17 protein-coding genes are annotated in these 15,307 nt (G+C 68.7%); 8 read left to right on the top strand and 9 right to left on the bottom strand.

Annotated elements, in window-relative coordinates:
- Positions 1-74: 74 nt before the first annotated feature.
- The 4 genes from ACIQF0_RS21230 (at position 75) to ACIQF0_RS21215 (ending at position 2,239) form a co-directional block, all read left to right on the top strand.
- Positions 75-524 (top strand): tetratricopeptide repeat protein, encoded by a 450-nt coding sequence (locus ACIQF0_RS21230; RefSeq protein ID WP_401031650.1) that lies wholly within the window; start codon positions 75-77, stop codon positions 522-524.
- A gap of 128 nt (positions 525-652) precedes the next feature.
- On the top strand, positions 653-991 hold the full coding sequence (locus ACIQF0_RS21225) for a hypothetical protein (RefSeq protein ID WP_360048483.1): 339 nt from the start codon (positions 653-655) through the stop codon (positions 989-991).
- 23 nt (positions 992-1,014) lie between these two features.
- Positions 1,015-1,728, top strand: coding sequence for a lysophospholipid acyltransferase family protein (locus tag ACIQF0_RS21220; protein ID WP_401031647.1), 714 nt, complete (start codon positions 1,015-1,017; stop codon positions 1,726-1,728).
- 67 nt (positions 1,729-1,795) lie between these two features.
- A complete protein-coding gene (locus ACIQF0_RS21215; protein WP_401031644.1) occupies positions 1,796-2,239 on the top strand; it encodes an RICIN domain-containing protein in 444 nt (147 codons plus the stop codon).
- Positions 2,240-2,410: 171 nt separating this feature from the next.
- Here the strand turns inward: ACIQF0_RS21215 and smc are convergent, their stop codons facing one another.
- The 4 genes from smc to ACIQF0_RS21195 are packed head-to-tail and all read right to left on the bottom strand — an operon-like array spanning position 2,411 to position 7,602.
- A complete protein-coding gene (gene smc / locus ACIQF0_RS21210; protein WP_401031641.1) occupies positions 2,411-6,100 on the bottom strand; it encodes a chromosome segregation protein SMC in 3,690 nt (1,229 codons plus the stop codon).
- Between the two features lie 60 nt (positions 6,101-6,160).
- Positions 6,161-6,793: an anti-sigma factor family protein gene (locus tag ACIQF0_RS21205; protein WP_401031638.1), complete on the bottom strand. Its 633-nt coding sequence runs from the start codon at positions 6,791-6,793 to the stop codon at positions 6,161-6,163.
- Positions 6,790-7,296, bottom strand: a complete 507-nt coding sequence (locus tag ACIQF0_RS21200; protein WP_093593275.1) for a sigma-70 family RNA polymerase sigma factor — start codon at positions 7,294-7,296, stop codon at positions 6,790-6,792. Before ACIQF0_RS21200 ends, ACIQF0_RS21205 begins: the two co-directional genes overlap by 4 nt.
- A gap of 33 nt (positions 7,297-7,329) precedes the next feature.
- Positions 7,330-7,602 (bottom strand): acylphosphatase, encoded by a 273-nt coding sequence (locus ACIQF0_RS21195; RefSeq protein WP_093593272.1) that lies wholly within the window; start codon positions 7,600-7,602, stop codon positions 7,330-7,332.
- An 81-nt stretch (positions 7,603-7,683) separates the two neighbouring features.
- Here ACIQF0_RS21195 and ACIQF0_RS21190 point away from each other — a divergent pair, with 81 nt between their 5' ends.
- The 3 genes from ACIQF0_RS21190 (at position 7,684) to ACIQF0_RS21180 (ending at position 9,528) form a co-directional block, all read left to right on the top strand.
- A complete protein-coding gene (locus ACIQF0_RS21190; protein ID WP_360048494.1) occupies positions 7,684-8,409 on the top strand; it encodes a CAP domain-containing protein in 726 nt (241 codons plus the stop codon).
- 22 nt (positions 8,410-8,431) lie between these two features.
- Entirely contained in the window at positions 8,432-8,902 is a 471-nt protein-coding gene (locus ACIQF0_RS21185) for a hypothetical protein (protein WP_360048495.1), read from the top strand.
- A gap of 128 nt (positions 8,903-9,030) precedes the next feature.
- Positions 9,031-9,528 carry a hypothetical protein gene (locus ACIQF0_RS21180; RefSeq protein ID WP_401031633.1) on the top strand — a complete coding sequence of 166 codons (498 nt, stop codon included), beginning with the start codon at positions 9,031-9,033 and terminating at the stop codon, positions 9,526-9,528.
- On the opposite strand, the gene ACIQF0_RS21175 is transcribed toward ACIQF0_RS21180, so the two are convergent.
- From ACIQF0_RS21175 to ACIQF0_RS21165, 3 genes are all read right to left on the bottom strand, one after another.
- Positions 9,525-9,677 carry a hypothetical protein gene (locus ACIQF0_RS21175; RefSeq protein WP_401031631.1) on the bottom strand — a complete coding sequence of 51 codons (153 nt, stop codon included), beginning with the start codon at positions 9,675-9,677 and terminating at the stop codon, positions 9,525-9,527. The two genes, ACIQF0_RS21180 and ACIQF0_RS21175, sit on opposite strands and share 4 nt — an antisense overlap.
- Positions 9,678-9,765: 88 nt before the next feature.
- The gene (locus ACIQF0_RS21170; RefSeq protein WP_360048498.1) at positions 9,766-10,446 is read right to left on the bottom strand and encodes a response regulator; all 681 of its coding nucleotides are present in this window, start codon (positions 10,444-10,446) and stop codon (positions 9,766-9,768) included.
- Positions 10,443-12,959: a DUF4118 domain-containing protein gene (locus tag ACIQF0_RS21165; RefSeq protein ID WP_401031628.1), complete on the bottom strand. Its 2,517-nt coding sequence runs from the start codon at positions 12,957-12,959 to the stop codon at positions 10,443-10,445. Before ACIQF0_RS21165 ends, ACIQF0_RS21170 begins: the two co-directional genes overlap by 4 nt.
- Positions 12,960-13,262: 303 nt before the next feature.
- Here ACIQF0_RS21165 and ACIQF0_RS21160 point away from each other — a divergent pair, with 303 nt between their 5' ends.
- Positions 13,263-13,703, top strand: a complete 441-nt coding sequence (locus ACIQF0_RS21160) for a MarR family transcriptional regulator (protein ID WP_319977601.1) — start codon at positions 13,263-13,265, stop codon at positions 13,701-13,703.
- A gap of 34 nt (positions 13,704-13,737) precedes the next feature.
- Here ACIQF0_RS21160 and ACIQF0_RS21155 read toward each other — a convergent pair whose 3' ends face one another.
- A complete protein-coding gene (locus ACIQF0_RS21155; RefSeq protein WP_401031625.1) occupies positions 13,738-14,844 on the bottom strand; it encodes a DUF1700 domain-containing protein in 1,107 nt (368 codons plus the stop codon).
- Positions 14,841-15,167 (bottom strand): PadR family transcriptional regulator, encoded by a 327-nt coding sequence (locus tag ACIQF0_RS21150; protein ID WP_089917641.1) that lies wholly within the window; start codon positions 15,165-15,167, stop codon positions 14,841-14,843. Before ACIQF0_RS21150 ends, ACIQF0_RS21155 begins: the two co-directional genes overlap by 4 nt.
- Positions 15,168-15,307 lie beyond the last annotated feature (140 nt).

Raw genomic sequence — 15,307 nt, 5'->3', positions numbered from 1 at the left:
CGCACGGCCGTTCGAAGCGAGGGAGTTTTCCGCGGTCTCAGGTCACGATCGTGCGGCTCTGTAAAATGGCGTGGATGTCGTCCGTCCGAGACCTCGAAGAGCTGGCAGCCAGGAACGCGTTGGCGCAGGCCAAGGCCCATGCGGGTGACTTCAGGGGAGCCGCCACCGAGTTCAGGTCGCTCGTGAGGGACCACGTGGCCGCGGTGGGCGCGGACGATCCCCGGACTCTCGCCGTTCGCCTGAACCTGGCGCAGGTGCTCGGCACGGCGAGGCAGTACGGCAAGGCCATCGAGGTCTGCGCGCCGCTGCTGCGCGACCAGACCCGCGTCCTCGGTCCCGAGCACGACGACGTAATGGAGACCACTCAGCTGCTGGCGAACCTTCGCTACCAGGCCGGTGACGCCGAGGGCGCGGTCGAGGATCTGGAGCGGTTGCTGGCGGCTCTGTCCCGCGTGCTCATGCCCACCCACGACCGGATCGCCAGGGTGAAGCGCGAGATCGCGTACTTGAAGCGCCCTACATGACGTAGGAGACAACACTCACACCGGGGCACTGCGCGGCGCTGGTATGCCGTAGCACGAACACCGACGTCCCGGGCACAACACCCAGATTCGGGCTTGCAGGGCAGGTGAGGGTGGGGGACTCTTCTACGGTGAGTGAGGAAACGATCCAACTCGATCTCAACGAATCCGGGGTGGCCGTCGACCTGCCCTTGCCGGCGAACATCCGGGACGGTGTCCAGGGAGTTCCGTATCGGCCGGTCGAATTCCGAGACGATGATCTTCCGTCAGCTCTGGAACGCGCTGCCGCCTGGTTGCGGCAGACCCAGGACTGGCTGGGCGAACCCGTGGACGTGATCGCAGTCCATCTCGACTACGACGACACCCACGGCAACCCGTACTACGACCTCAAGCTGCTGTGCAACGACGAGGATCTGGCGGGCGTGCCAAAGATCATGCGAGAACACGAAGGGGCTCCTACCGGCCAGTAGCTTTTCCGGCTACCGTTCGGAAGATGTCGGATCGCGTATATCCCCCGGTGATCGCCGCAGCGAAGCTCATGTTCAAGGTGCTCGACGTGCGGCTCACCGTGGAGGGGGCGCACCACGTCCCGCGCACAGGTGGAGCGGTGCTGGCGTCGAACCACGTCAGCTACCTCGACTTCATCTTCGCGGGCTACGGGGCGCGTCCCTCGGGGCGCCTCACGCGGTTCATGGCGAAGCACGAGATCTTCGCCAACAAGATCGCAGGCCCGCTCATGCGCGGCATGCACCACATCCCCGTCGACCGGAGCGCGGGCCAGGCCTCCTACCAGCAGGCCCTGTCCGCGCTCCGCACCGGCGAGGTCGTCGGGATCTTCCCCGAGGCCACCATCAGCCGGTCGTTCACGGTCAAGGACATCAAGTCCGGCGCGAACCGCCTCGCGTACGAGGCCGGCGTGCCGATCGTCCCCGTCGCGCTGTGGGGAACCCAGCGGCTGTGGACCAAGGGCCGCCCCAAGGACCTGACCCAGCGCCACGTGCCGGTCACCATCCTCATCGGCGAGCCGTTCGAGCCCTCCCCCGGTGACTCCGGCGACGACGTGCTGCGCAAGCGGATGCAGGAACTGCTGGACACCGCGCAGGCCGACTACCCGACCGAGCCGGGTGCCTGGTGGGCGCCGGCGCACCTCGGCGGCACCGCTCCCACGCCGGAACAGGCGGCCAGGCTGGACTCGCGCGGCGCCTGAACCAGGTTTCTCCAACACGCCCCTGCGAGGCTGGTTCCCCGACCAACCACCTCGACCAGGGGACTCGATGAAGATCGAACGTGCGGCGGTACTGCTCGCGGTGATGGCGTTGCTCCTGGGACTGACGCCCGCGGCCCAGGCAGACGTGACCTGGGTGATGAAGTCCAGGTTCAACAACTACTGCCTGGACTACAACCCCACCGACGGCGTGCACACGCGACAGTGCAACGGCGGTGACTTCCAGCGTTGGGACCCGACCTACTACTCGGACGGCACGACCAGGTACATGAACGTCGCCACCAAGATGTGCCTGGACGCCAGCGAGTTCGGCGTGCGCGGGTGGGGGTGCAACGACCTGAACTACCAGCGCTGGACGCGCAGTTCGTTCAACGCCACGGAGTTCCAGCTGTTGCACCAGCGCAGCAACCACTGCCTCGACATGAGCGAGTTCGGCGTGCGCACCATCGGCTGCAACGGCGGAATGTGGCAGCGCTGGGTCAGGGTCAACTGACCGATCGGCCCCTGACCTGGCGATACAAGGTTTCCACAAGCATCGTCCGGCAGAGTGGCCTGTGCGCACCTGGAGCGATGAGGTCGATCTGGGGGATCTCATCCCTTCGGGCGCGTAGAGGCCGCGGCCGGAGCTGGTTAAAGCCCCCCAGGCACCGCTCCGGCCGCCCTCTCAGGCTTCCGCGTCCGCCGGTTCGGGCGAAGGTTCCGCCACCGGCTCCTCGGTCACGACGGGCTCCGCGGTCTCGACCGGCTCCGCCACCGCGACGGGTTTCGCCGCCGCACGCGCGGGCACGTCGCTGGACGTGCGCAGCCGCTGCGAGATCACCTGCGAGATGCCGTCACCGCGCATCGAGACGCCGTACAGGGCGTCCGCGATCTCCATGGTCGGCTTCTGGTGCGTGATGATCAGCAGCTGCGACTTCTCCCGCAGCTGCTCGAACAGGGTGATCAACCGGTGCAGGTTCGTGTCGTCCAGCGCGGCCTCGACCTCGTCCATCACGTAGAACGGTGAGGGGCGGGCGCGGAAGATCGCGACCAGCATCGCGACCGCGGCCAGCGACTTCTCGCCACCGGAGAGCAGTGACAGGCGCTTGACCTTCTTGCCGGGCGGGCGGGCCTCCAGCTCGATGCCGGTGGTCAGCATGTCGTCGGGCTCGGTCAGCACCAGGCGGCCTTCGCCGCCGGGGAACAGGACCTTGAAGACGATCTCGAACTCGCGCGCCACGTCCTCGTAGGCCAGCGTGAAGACCTCGAGGATCTTGTCGTCGACCTCCTTCACGACGGTGAGCAGGTCGCGGCGGGTGTCCTTGATGTCCTCCAGCTGCGTGGAGAGGAACTTGTAGCGCTCCTCCAGCGCAGCGAACTCCTCCAGCGCCAGCGGGTTCACCTTGCCCAGCAACGACATGTCGCGTTCGGCGCGCTTGGCTCGGCGGGTCTGGGTGTCGCGGTCGAACGGCATCGGCTGCGGCTCGGAGACCTGCTCGCCGCGTTCCTTGGCGGCCTGGTACTCGGCCATCTCGGCGGCCGACGCCGGCACCATGACCTCGGGGCCGTACTCGTTGATCAGGTCGTCCAGGCCGATGCCGAAGTCCTCGGCGATCTTGGTTTCCAGCTGCTCGATGCGCATGCGCTGCTCGGCGCGCAGGACCTCGTCGCGGTGCACGGCGTCGACGAGCTTCTCCAGCTCACCGGACATCTCGCGCGCCAGGTTGCGCACCTGGGTCAGCAGGAGTTCGTGCTGCGAACGACGTTCCTGGGCCTGGTCGCGCTCACGGGCGGCGCGGGACAGCGAGATCTCGATGCGTTCCAGCGCCTGCTCACCGCCGCGAGCGACGGCCTTCGCCACCACGGCGCCACGGGCGCGGTGCTGGGTCGCGCGGGCGTGGCGTTCGCGTGCCTCACGCTCGGCGCGCGCGGCACGACGAAGGCCCTCTGCTTTGCCCTGCAACGCCCGTGCGCGCTCTTCCGCGGTGCGCTGCACCAGACGTGCGTCCATCTCGCCCTGACGGGCCTGAGCGAGCTCTGCGGCCAGTTCGTCGCGCTGCTCGGTGTCCGGCTCGTCGTCGAGGGTCTGCTCCTCCTCGGCCATCAGCAACCGCTCTTCGAGTTCGCCCAGCTTCATCAGGGCTTCCTCGCGCGACCGCTCGACCTTGGCTCGCTGCTCGGAGATGCGGCTGACCTCGGCCTCCGCCGACCGCACGGCCGTGGCCATCCGGTTGAGCCGCTCGCCGGAGCGGGCCTGGCGGACCTTGGCCTCCTGCATGGCCTCCTTGACCGCGTCGAGCACCTTGCGGCGGGACTGCTGCTCGGCGCGGGCGCCCTCCAGCGCGGCCGAAGCGTGCTCCAGCGCCCGTTCGGCGGTCGCGAGCTGCTCCTGCGCCTCGTCGACGGCGGCCTGCACCTCGATGACGCTCTGGCCCTGGGCACCCGAGCCACCGACGGCCCAGTCCGTGCCGAAGAGATCGCCCTCCCGGGTCACCGCGCGGCCGTGGAACCCGGCCGCGGTGTCCAGATCTCCCACCACCGCAAGGCGATCGAGCGCACGGGCCAACGCCGGACGCAACGCCTCAGGGGCGTGCACGACGTCGATCGCCCACCGCGCGCCGTGCGGCAGGTGACCCCACTGACTGGTGTCCACAGTGGACCCGTGTGAACCGATCAGCACGCCCGCTCGGCCGGCGTCCTTCTCCTTCAACAGCTTCAGCGCCTGCAGCGCGCCGTCGCCGGACGACACCGCGACGGCGTCGGCGATCGGGCCGAGCGCGGCGGCCAGCGCCACCTCGAAACCGGGCTCGACGGTCAGCAGCGCGGCGACGGAACCCAGCAGGCCCGGCACGTCCGACGCGAGCAGCGCGCCCGCGCCGTCCTTGCGCGTCAGCCCCAGCGAGAGAGCGTCGACACGGGCCCGCCACGACGCGATGTCGCGTTCGGACGTGCGTTCGGCCTTGACCAGTTCCTCGACGCGCTGCCGTGCCGCGTCGTTGGACTGCACGGCCTGGCGGTGGCGTTCGTCGAGGCCGTGGTCGTCCTCGTCCTCGGTGCCGGTGATCTCGCGGGCCTCGGCCAGTTCCATCGACGCGTACTCGACGCGTTCGGAGGCCTCGGACAGCGTGACGGACAGACGTTCGATCTCCTCGGCGGTCGCGCTCGTCTTGCTGCGCAACGCTTCCACCTGACCGGACAGGCGGGCGAGGCCCTCGCGGCGGTCGGCGATCGCGCGGACGGCGGCGATGTGCGCCTTCTCCGCCTGCGAGACCATGCGCTCCAGCTCGGCGCGCGTCTCCACGGCCTCCGCCAGCGCGATGCGGGCCTCCGTCACGCCTTCCTGGAGCTCCAGCTCCATCTCGGCGGTCTCCTCGGCCTCGCGGTCGAGGTCGTCGGGGTCGCGGCCCCTGCTGGGCGCGTCCACGACGTCGGAGAGGTGGCGGGCTCGTTCGGCGGCGAGGCGCACGGTGCCGCGGAGGCGTTCCTCCAAAGCGGACAGCCGGTACCAGGTGTCCTGCGCGGCCTGCAGCCTCGGCGCGTCGGCCGCGACCCGCTCCTCCAGCTCGTTCTGCTGGTACTGGGCCGCCTGCAACGACTTCTCGACCTCGGCGCGGCGCACGCGGGCCTTCGCCTCGTCGTGCTCCTCCTGCGCGATGGTCTCGCGCTGCGTCACCAGGTCGTCGGCGAGCAGGCGGAGTTTGCTGTCCCGCAGCTCGGACTGGACGACCTGCGCGCGGCGGGCGATCTCGGCCTGCTTGCCGAGAGGCTTGAGCTGGCGGCGCAGTTCGGCGGTGAGGTCGGTGAGGCGCGTCAGGTTCGCCTGCATCGCCTCCAGCTTGCGCAGCGCCTTTTCCTTGCGCTTGCGGTGCTTCAGGACGCCGGCGGCCTCTTCGATGAACGCGCGCCGTTCCTCCGGTTTGGACTCGAGGATCGCGGCGAGCTGGCCCTGACCGACGATCACGTGCATCTCGCGGCCGATGCCGGAGTCCGACAGCAACTCCTGGATGTCCATCAGGCGGCACGAGTTGCCGTTGATCTCGTACTCGGTGGCGCCCTCGCGGAACATGCGGCGGGTGATCGACACCTCGGTGTACTCGATCGGCAGCATGCCGTCGGCGTTGTCGATCGTCAGCGTCACCTCGGCGCGACCGAGCGGCGCGCGGCCGGACGTGCCGGCGAAGATGACGTCCTCCATCTTGCCGCCGCGCAGGTCCTTGGCGCCCTGCGTGCCCATCACCCAGCGCAGCGCGTCGAGCACGTTGGACTTGCCGGACCCGTTGGGGCCGACCACACAGGTGATGCCGGGCTCGAAGCGCAGCGTGGTAGCCGAGGCGAAGGACTTGAAGCCCTTCAGCGTCAGGCTCTTGAGATGCACGCCGGGCAGACTACCCAAACGCTTGCGGGTGATGCGGGACGCGGGCCTTGACCTGCGTTTCTATGGACGGAGAGTAACCAACAACCCGCTCTCGTCCGAGACCTCCAAACGTTCGATCTGGTCGACCCGGAACGACGTCGAACCGGGAATCCGCTCGTCAGCCCCGTGATCGGACCCCCACCAGCCGCCGATCTCCCGCTGGCCCTGCCGGTCGAACACGATGACCTTGCAGCGCGCGCCGGGCCTGACCTCGCCGAGCTTGAACCACATCTCGGTGCCCCAGGTCTTCGAGACCATCGACACCTCGCCGTTCACGCCGCTGGCGGCGTCCTTGGCGGCCCAGGTCGGCGTGGGCGGCTGACTCGACGAAGGCGGCGCGGCTTCCTGCGACGACGTCTGCCGAAGGAAGAAACTGCCACCGACCAGTGCCAGGAGGACGAGGGCCGCCGCGCACGCGATCAGCACGCGGCGCTGGTTGTGGTTCGGCTTGGGCGGGCAGGCGGGGATCTCGTCGAGGTTCTCGACGTCCTCCAGGGTCAGGCGGCCGAGCAGGCCCGGCAGCGGGGCCAGCCGCAGCATCTCGGCCTGGCAGCAGTCGCAGGTGCCGAGATGACGTTCGAACGCGGCTCGTTCCTTGAGGTCGAGCGAGCCGAAGAGATAGGCGCCGACATCGACGGTGTGCTGGCAGCTCACGCCTCGGTCACCCCTCTTTCCTCCAGCGCGTCGCGCAGCGCCCGCAGCGCGTAGAAGCAGCGCGACTTGACCGTGCCCGGCGGGATGCCGAGCGTCTTGGCGGCCTCCGCGACGGTGCGGCGGCGGTAGTAGAGCTCGATGACGACCGTCCGGTGCTCAGGCGTGAGCGCCCGCAGCGCCGACGCGATCTGCCACGTCTGCAGCACGTGCTCGACCTGGTCGCTGACCGGTGGCAGGTCCACCGGTTCGAGCGGCACCTCGGTCGCGCGTGCGTTGCGGCGGCGGTAGCCGGAGATCACCAGGTTCTTCGCGACCGTGTAGAGCCACGGCGCCGCGTCGTCCGGTTTCAACTCCTCGTGGTGCCGCCACGCGCGGAGCAGGGTCTCCTGCACGACGTCCTCTGCCTGCTGGTAATCGCCGTCGACCAGCCGCAGCACGTAGTGCAGCAGCGGGCCCCTCCAGCGGTCGTACAGCTGGATGAGGACGTCTTCCGAGGAGTCCACGATCTCCTACTACGCCATCTCGTCCGGAAAGGTTCAGCGCTCGATGAACCCGGTCAGGTCACCCCTGGCGTCGGACCACTGCTCACCGACAGATTCGACGTGTCCGGGGGTTTCACCCGAACGGAGAGCATTCAGCAGTTGTTCACAGTTCTCCCGTGACCCCTCGGCAACGACCTCGACCCGGCCGTCCGGCCTGTTCGAAGCACTCCCGACCAGGCCGAGTTCTAGCGCCCTGGCTCGCGTCCACCAGCGAAAACCAACACCCTGAACCCGTCCTCGCACCCACGCGTTTAGTCGCACGTCCACCTCCGAATGGTTGCGTAGTCACGCCAGGTGACCGAAGACGCACTCTGGGGTTGTCACCCATTAGTGGTACGGTCCCGGCTCGTGAGTGCCCGCAGCCTCTTACTCGGCCTGCTGATCGGTGCAACCGGAATCGGCGGCCTCGCCCTCTCCGGTACCTCTCCTCTCGGCATCGGTTTCACCAATGCCGCACAGCAGGAGACCACCGACGCGGCGAACCAGTTCGGAACGGGCAACGCCGCCGCACCCAACGGCAACAGACCGCAGTCCGACGGCGGCAACGCCGACGTTCCAGCACCCCAGACGTCCTCCTCGGTGCCCGCCACCTCGACGACGTCCGAGACGCCTTCCTCCACACCTTCGACGCCGGCGTCCCCGTCCACCACGACGCCACCCCCCGAGGCGCCGAAGCCGCCGGCCCAGACGCAGCCGCCCACCGGTCAGACGCCGGAGCAGGCCGTGCTCGCGCTCACGAACGACGCCCGTGCCGCAGCAGGATGCAAGGCCCTCGTGATCGACGACCGCATCACGACCGCCGCGCAGGCCCACAGCACGGACATGGCGACCAAGAAGTACTTCTCGCACACGTCGCAGGACGGCAGGACGTTCGACGTGCGGATGAAGGAAGCCGGTTACCCGAAGCCGGGCGGCGAGAACATCGCGATGGGCTACCCGACCGCCGCGGCGGTCGTGGACGGCTGGATGAAGTCCACCGGCCACCGCGAGAACATCGAGAACTGCAGCTTCACCACGATGGGCGTGGGACTGGACACCCGCGGCAACTACTGGACCCAGAACTTCGGCCGCTGACCGTTCAAACAGGGGAAACTTCGTGTACGAGAGCCCGGAACCGGACTCGCGCTCGCGCTTCTTCCGAGGTGCACCGCAGGTCGTCCTAGCCGCCTCAGGCGTCGTGCTGGCGACCGTCTTCGCCGCTGTCGCCTCCTTCGCGGCAGGCTCGGACTCCGCATCCGAGTCACCGGCGACCCAGCCGCCCCGCAAGGAGGCCGTGCGCGACGCCCTGAGCATCGTGCCGACCTCCGCACCGACCTCGAGCGTCGAGCAGACGTCGTCGGCCGCGGAGACCACCACCGCCACCTCGGCGACCACGACAACGAAGAAGCAGACGCGCGTCACGACCATCACGCGTCCCGACGGCACCACGACGACGGTCACGACCGACGACCCGCCGCCGGTGATCACCTCGTCGTCCACGACGACCACCACGTCGAAGACCACGACCACGACCACGTCGTCGACCACCACCACGACGGACCCGACGACAACGACGACGGCGCCCTAGGGTTACGCCCGTCACCGCCAAGTGACGCAGAGCTACACGAAGGTGTGGCTCTGCTGAGGCGATGGTTCGTTTCCGCCGATAACTCGAACGCAAGTCCATCCGACCGGGTTTCCCCCGAGGAGCGAGTGGTGTTCGAGGAAGATCATCCGCAGTCACCGGCCGAGCAGGCCCAGCCGAAGAAGCGCGTGGGCACGGCAGTGATGCTGGCGGCGGGCGGTGTGGTCGTGGCGACCCTGTTCGCCACCGTGGCCTCCATGCTGGCCGCCTCCGGCCGCGAAGCGAGCCCGGAACGCACCGCGGCCGACGTCGTGCAGACCATCACCAGCGTCGCGCCCGACGGCAGCACCAGCACCGTCGTGGTCACGGTGTCCTCCGGCGCCCCGAAGCCGGCGTCCGCACCGGACCGCAAGCAGGCCGCCCGCCCGCAGGACCAGCCGAAACCGGGCACGCCGGACCAGCCGCAGCTGACCACCGACCCGGCCAAGCCCACGAAACCGACGCAGAGCACCCCGCCGCCGTCTCAGACCGAGCCGCCGTCGTCGACCCCTTCGTCCTCGGCGTCGCCGACCACCGAGCCGCCCGCGTCCTCGACGTCGAGCACGCCGCCGCCGGACCCGAAGCCCTAGTCCGGCACGGCCCTGAGCGTGGCGGCGGCGGTCCGCCTGATCCGCTTGGTCCGGCCGCCGTCGGCGAGGGCGATCAGCAGCTCGCGCGAGAGGATCTCCGCCAGCCGGAGTTGCAGCCAGTCCGACCACGCCGGCAGGTCGGCCTCCACTGGCCGTGTTCGGACGTGAGGTCGGTGACGCAGCCGGTCTCCCGCGTCAACGCGGCGAGGGCGCGCCCGAACGGCTCCGATTCGTCCGTCACAGCTCGAACCGGTACCCCATGCCGGGCTCGGTCAGCAGGTGCCGCGGCCGCGCGGGCTCCGGCTCCAGCTTCCGCCGCAACTGCGCCAGGTACACCCGCAGGTAGTGCGTCTCCTTCTCGTACGCGGGGCCCCACACGTCCCGCAGCAGCTGTTTCTGCGCGACGAGCTTTCCCGCGTTGCGGGCGAGCACCTCCAGCAGGCCCCACTCGGTGGGCGTGAGGTGGATCTCGGTGCCGTCCTTGAGCACGCGCTTCGCCGCCAGGTCGACGGTGAACGAGGCGGTCTTCACGATCGGCTCGTCCTCGGGGCCGGCAGCGGCCGAGCGGCGGACGGCGGCGCGCAGGCGGGCGAGAAGTTCATCCATGCCGAATGGTTTTGTCACGTAGTCGTCTGCGCCGGCGTCGAGGGCTTCCACCTTGTCGGCCGAGTCGGTGCGGGCGGACAGGACGATGATCGGCAGGCTGGTCCAGCCGCGCAGGCCCGCGATGACGTCGGTGCCGTCCATGTCGGGCAGGCCGAGGTCGAGGACCACGACGTCCGGTTTGCCGTCGGCCGCCAGGCGGAGGGCCGTGGCGCCGTCGGGGGCCGTGAGCACCTCGTAGCCGCGGGCCGAGAGGTTGATCCGCAGGGCGCGCACGATCTGCGGCTCGTCGTCGACCACCAGTACTTTTGTCACGCGACCCTCTCATCTGCGGGGAGTGAGATCACCACGGTGAGGCCGCCACCGGGTGTGTCCTCCATGGTGATCGTGCCTCCCATCGCCTCCGTGAAGCCCTTCGCCACGCTCAGACCGAGACCAACGCCACCTGGCGTGCGGTCGCCCAGGCGTTGGAAGGGGGCGAAGACCTGGTCCGCCGTGCCGCTGGGCAGGCCGCGCCCGTGGTCCACGACGCGTAGCTCCACCTCGGAGCCGTGTGCGGACGCGCGCAACGCCACGGCGCCGGCGTAGCGCAACGCGTTGCCGACGACGTTCGCGATCACTCGTTCGAGCAGGCCCACGTCGGCGCGCACGGGCGGGAGGGACTCCGGGACGTCGACCTCGATGTCGCCGGGCTGGCCGACCAGGGCCCGCGCGACGGCCTCGTAGTAGTCGACGGCGCGGAACTGCGGTTCCACGGCACCCGTGGCCAGGCGGGAGGAGTCGAGGAGGTTGTCCACCAGGCCGGTGAGCCGGTCCGCCGATTCCTCGACCGCCTCGAGCAGTTCGGCCGTGTCGGAGTCCGAGAGTCGGAGCTCCGGGTCGCGCAACGAGCCCACGGACGCCTTGATCGACGTCAGCGGCGTGCGGAGGTCGTGGCCGACGGCGGACAGCAAGGCGGTGCGCAACTCGGTTCGGGAGGCCTGGCGCTGGGCTTCGAGGGTCTGCTCGGCCATGCGTTGCTGCCTCAGCGCGAGCAGCGCCTGACCCGCGGCCGCTTCGAGAACTCGGCGGTCGGACGCGGGCAACGAACGGCCGCGCAGCGCCAGGTGCACTTCCGGCGTCACGGCGATGTCGACGTCCGCGTCGTCGGGCTCGTCGCACGGGCTGACGCCGACGCACGCGACGCGTTCCCAGGACCCGTCGACTCGTTCCAACAGCGCGACGGACGTCAGTCCGAAGTTCTCCTTCACCTTCTCCAACAGCCGCGCGAGCGGATACGGGTTCGTCAGGACGGTGCGCGCGTACGACGCGAGGAGCGTGGCCTCGGTGCGAGCGCGCGCTGCCTGCGTCGCACGGCGAGCGGCGTGGTCCACCACCAACGCCGTGGAGACGCCCACGATGATCATCGCGAAGAAGGTCAGGACGTTCTGCTGAGCGTCGATGGTGAACGTGTAGAAGGGCTCGGTGAAGAAGAAGTTCAGCAGCAACGCGTTGATCAGCGCGGCGGCGATCGCGGGGCCGAGCCCGCCGACGATCGCGACCACCAGCGTGACCAGCAGGTAGCCGATGACGTTGGTGGAGAAGTTCAGGCCGCTGCGCAGCGACGCGCCGGCCGCGGTGACCAGCGCGGGACCGGCGACCGCGAGGAACCAGCCCCACGCGAGCCGGCTCGGCTTCAACGGGCTGCCCGCGAACCGTGCTCGCCAGCCGCTGGTCGTCGCCGGGTGCGTGACCATGTGGACGTCGATCGCGCCGGACTCCTGCACGACCGTCGAGCCGATGCCTGCCGAGAACACGCGCGCGAACCGCGAACGGCGCGAGGTGCCGACCACGAGCTGAGTGGCGTTGACGCCCCGTGAGAACTCCAGCAGCGCCGTGGGCACGTCATCGCCGACAACGGTGTGGAACGTGGCACCGACGTCCTCGGCGAGCTTGCGGTACTTCTGCAATGAGTGCGGATCGGCTCCTGCGAGGCCATCACCGCGAAGTACGTGCACGACGAGAAGATCACCACCCGCGCGCGTGGCGATGCGACGCGCGCGACGGATGAGAGTCTCGCTTTCCACGCCACCGGTGATGGCGACGACGACGCGTTCGCGCGTCTCCCACGTGTCGGTGATCTGCTGCTCGGTCCGGTAGCGCAGCAACGCGACGTCGACCTGGTCGGCGACCCACAGCAACGCGAGTTCGCGCAGCGCCGTGAGGTTTCCGACGCGGAAGTAGTTGCCGAGCGCGGCGTCGATCTTGTTCGCCGCGTAGACGTCGCCGTGCGCGAGCCGGCGGCGCAGCGCTTCCGGCGTGAGGTCGACGAGCTGCATCTGGTCGGCTTTGCGCACGACCTCGTCGGGCACAGTTTCCTTCTGCGGCACGCCGGTTATGCGCTGAACGACGTCGTTGAGCGATTCCAGGTGCTGAATGTTGACTGTCGACAGGACATCAATCCCGGCTTCGAGGAGTTCCTCGACGTCTTGCCACCTCTTTGCATTACGCGATCCGGGCGCGTTCGTGTGGGCCAGTTCGTCGACGACGGCGAGCTGCGGCGCACGGGCCAGCACGGCGTCGACGTCCATCTCGGTGAGTTCGACGCCGCGGTGCACCGAGTGCCTGCGCGCGACGATTTCCAGGCCTTCGACCAGTTCGGCGGTCTTCGCACGACCGTGGGTCTCCACAAATCCGATGACCACATCTGTGCCGCGTTCCCGCCTGCGGTGCGCCTCAGCGAGCATGGCGAACGTCTTGCCGACGCCGGGAGCGGCGCCGAGGTGGATGCGAAGCTCGCCACGTCGGGGTTTCGGACTCACCGGCCCAGTCTGCTCCTGGCCGGACATGGACCGTTCGGTGGTATGCGCTGCGCCACACGGCTAAACGAGTGCGCCTTCCCACAGTTCTGTCAGAAGATCTGTCTCGTTGAATCATGCTTCAGCACGGCGCCCGTTCGAGTGAGCTTCGCTGCGCTTTTTACGCCGTTTACCAGCACATTTAAGTGTGACGGACGCGCGCCGTGACACCCCGCGTCACCACAACGGCCGAATGGGTTATCGGCAGTTGGCGGATAGCGCGCGGAGCGTGAATGAGGGAAAGTGCCAGGGTTCGTGTCCGAATTCGGACAATCACATGCGCGCGGAGAAACGATGCCCACCACCGTCACCAACCACGAGGCACTTCAACTCGTGGTGGCCGTGCACCGGCTGGTGCGAAGTCTTCGGCAGGCCGCTCCGGCCCGCCGTTTGCAACCCACCCAGTTATTGGTGCTGTCAGAACTGAGCGCCCACGGCCCGATGCGGATCGGCGAGATCGCGGTGCGCGCCTTGTGTTCGCAGCCGACCGCCACAACCGTCGTGACCAGCCTGGAGTCCACCGGCCTCGTCCGTCGCGAGCCAGATGCCGCCGACGGCAGAGCAACGATAGTCGTGCTCACGGAAGTCGGTCGCGAGACGATCCTGTCGCTCGCTCACGGCGAAGCCGAACTATTGAGTGAAAGAATGTCCGAACTTTCGCCAGAAGACAGAGAACACCTGCGCTCGGCCATGCCGGTTTTGCGGGGCCTGGCCGAACCACAGCAGAACAAGTAGGAGCGGGACCCCCCGACGGGCCCCGCTCCTACGTTTACTTGCTGGGTGACACGGAAGTAGGTGGCACCGAGCTCGAAGTCGCGCTTCCAGAACTCGACGGCGTCTCACTGGACGTTGATGACGGAGCGGACACGCTCGGTGCCACCGTGTAACAAACGCCGTTTTCGTAGTCGATCTTCGGCCGCGGATAGCGGTTAGCCGGAATGACCGGCTCAGGACCGTTACCCGGGTCATTGCAGCTGTTGTAGCTTCGCGGCGCGTTGATGGGCTGGCCGTCCTGGTCGTACAGCAGCACGTTCGTGAGCAGCTTGCCGTTCTCGTCGTACGCGTAGATGTTCTGGTACGTCTCGACCATCGGCTGCGGGTAGGACGAGCGCGACGACGAGCCGTAGGCCAGCTGATTCGCTGTCACGTCGATCACCTGGAAGAGCAGTCCCACCGCCAGCGCCGACGCGGGCAGGCTGAACCACAGCCACCGACGGTCGATCTTGGCGCGCGGCCCGGCGAACACCGACACCACCGCGATCGCGGCGAGCGCCAGGAACCCGAGGATGTCGCGACCGGCGAGCAGCACCGCCCCGAGCCCGAGCAGACCGGCCCGGATCAGCCACCACGCGGGCTGCAACGACTTCAGGTAGGTCAACGCCCGTTCCGCCGGCGTGCCCTGCTCCGGCGTCAGCCACTTCTTCAGCCGGTGGGTCTCCGGCAGGTTCATGATCTCCTGCTGGACCGGCCCGCGGTCGTACACCAGAGCCAGGCTGAGCACCAGGATCACCGCGGGCAGCAGCAGGATCGCCGGCTCCCGCAACGCCGCCGCCCCCGCGAGCAGCGTGACACCGGTGGCGGCGACGAGCCCCCACGCGGCGGCCCGAGGCCTGGTCAGCCAGCCGCCCTTCGTGGTGACCGGCAACCGCTCGGTCTTCGGCGGATACCCGGCCGCCTGCCGCAGTTCCCGCGCGTACTGGTCGGGCGACCCGAGCCGCTGCTCCAGCGTCTCGTCCTCGCCGAGCTCGGTGGACAGCTCGGCGACGTGCGCCTCGACGTCCTCCATGATCTCGGCGACCTCGTTGGGCGGCAGGTCGTCGAGGGCGGCACGCATCCCGGCCAGGTAGTGCTCGACACCGAGCGCTTGGGTGTTCATGCTGCGACCTCCTCGAGCAGGCCGTCCAGCGTGCTGGCGAACGACCTCCACGTCTCCCTCGACTCAGCCAGGCGCGCCCGCCCGGTCTCGTTGATGCTGTAGTACTTGCGGTGCGGGCCTTCTTCGCTCGGCACCACGTACGAGGTCAGCATCCCCGCGTTGTAGAGCCGCCGCAGCGTGCCGTACACCGACGCGTCACCCACTTCGTTCAGTCCCCCGGCGCGCAGTCTGCGCACCACGTCGTACCCGTACCCGTCGTCCTTGCGCAGAACCGCAAGCACGGCCAGGTCCAGCACCCCTTTGAGCAGTTGACTGGTGTCCATGGTCCCCTCCGACCGCTGTTGCGCTGTGAACGGTACTACGCAGTGCGCAGTACTGTCTAACGCGCGTTACGGCTTCGAGATTTGAGACGCGAACAAGGGTGTGACTACAGGACGCTCAGGCGCGTGCGCGGGTTGTCAGC

The sequence above is a fragment of the Lentzea sp. NPDC092896 genome (assembly GCF_044754905.1).
Classification (GTDB): domain Bacteria; phylum Actinomycetota; class Actinomycetes; order Mycobacteriales; family Pseudonocardiaceae; genus Lentzea.
The sequence above is the reverse complement of the archived record's forward strand: the minus strand, read 5'-3'. Positions and strand labels throughout refer to the sequence as shown.

Bases quoted from the DNA above. Each gene is read 5' to 3' on its own strand.
- ACIQF0_RS21220 (WP_401031647.1), top strand. From the start codon at position 1,015: ATGTCGGATCGCGTATATCCCCCGGTGATCGCCGCAGCGAAGCTCATG.
- ACIQF0_RS21230 (WP_401031650.1), top strand. From the start codon at position 75: ATGTCGTCCGTCCGAGACCTCGAAGAGCTGGCAGCCAGGAACGCGTTG.
- ACIQF0_RS21165 (WP_401031628.1), bottom strand. From the start codon at position 12,959: ATGTCCGGCCAGGAGCAGACTGGGCCGGTGAGTCCGAAACCCCGACGT.
- ACIQF0_RS21150 (WP_089917641.1), bottom strand. From the start codon at position 15,167: ATGGACACCAGTCAACTGCTCAAAGGGGTGCTGGACCTGGCCGTGCTT.
- ACIQF0_RS21160 (WP_319977601.1), top strand. From the start codon at position 13,263: ATGCCCACCACCGTCACCAACCACGAGGCACTTCAACTCGTGGTGGCC.
- ACIQF0_RS21215 (WP_401031644.1), top strand. From the start codon at position 1,796: ATGAAGATCGAACGTGCGGCGGTACTGCTCGCGGTGATGGCGTTGCTC.
- ACIQF0_RS21155 (WP_401031625.1), bottom strand. From the start codon at position 14,844: ATGAACACCCAAGCGCTCGGTGTCGAGCACTACCTGGCCGGGATGCGT.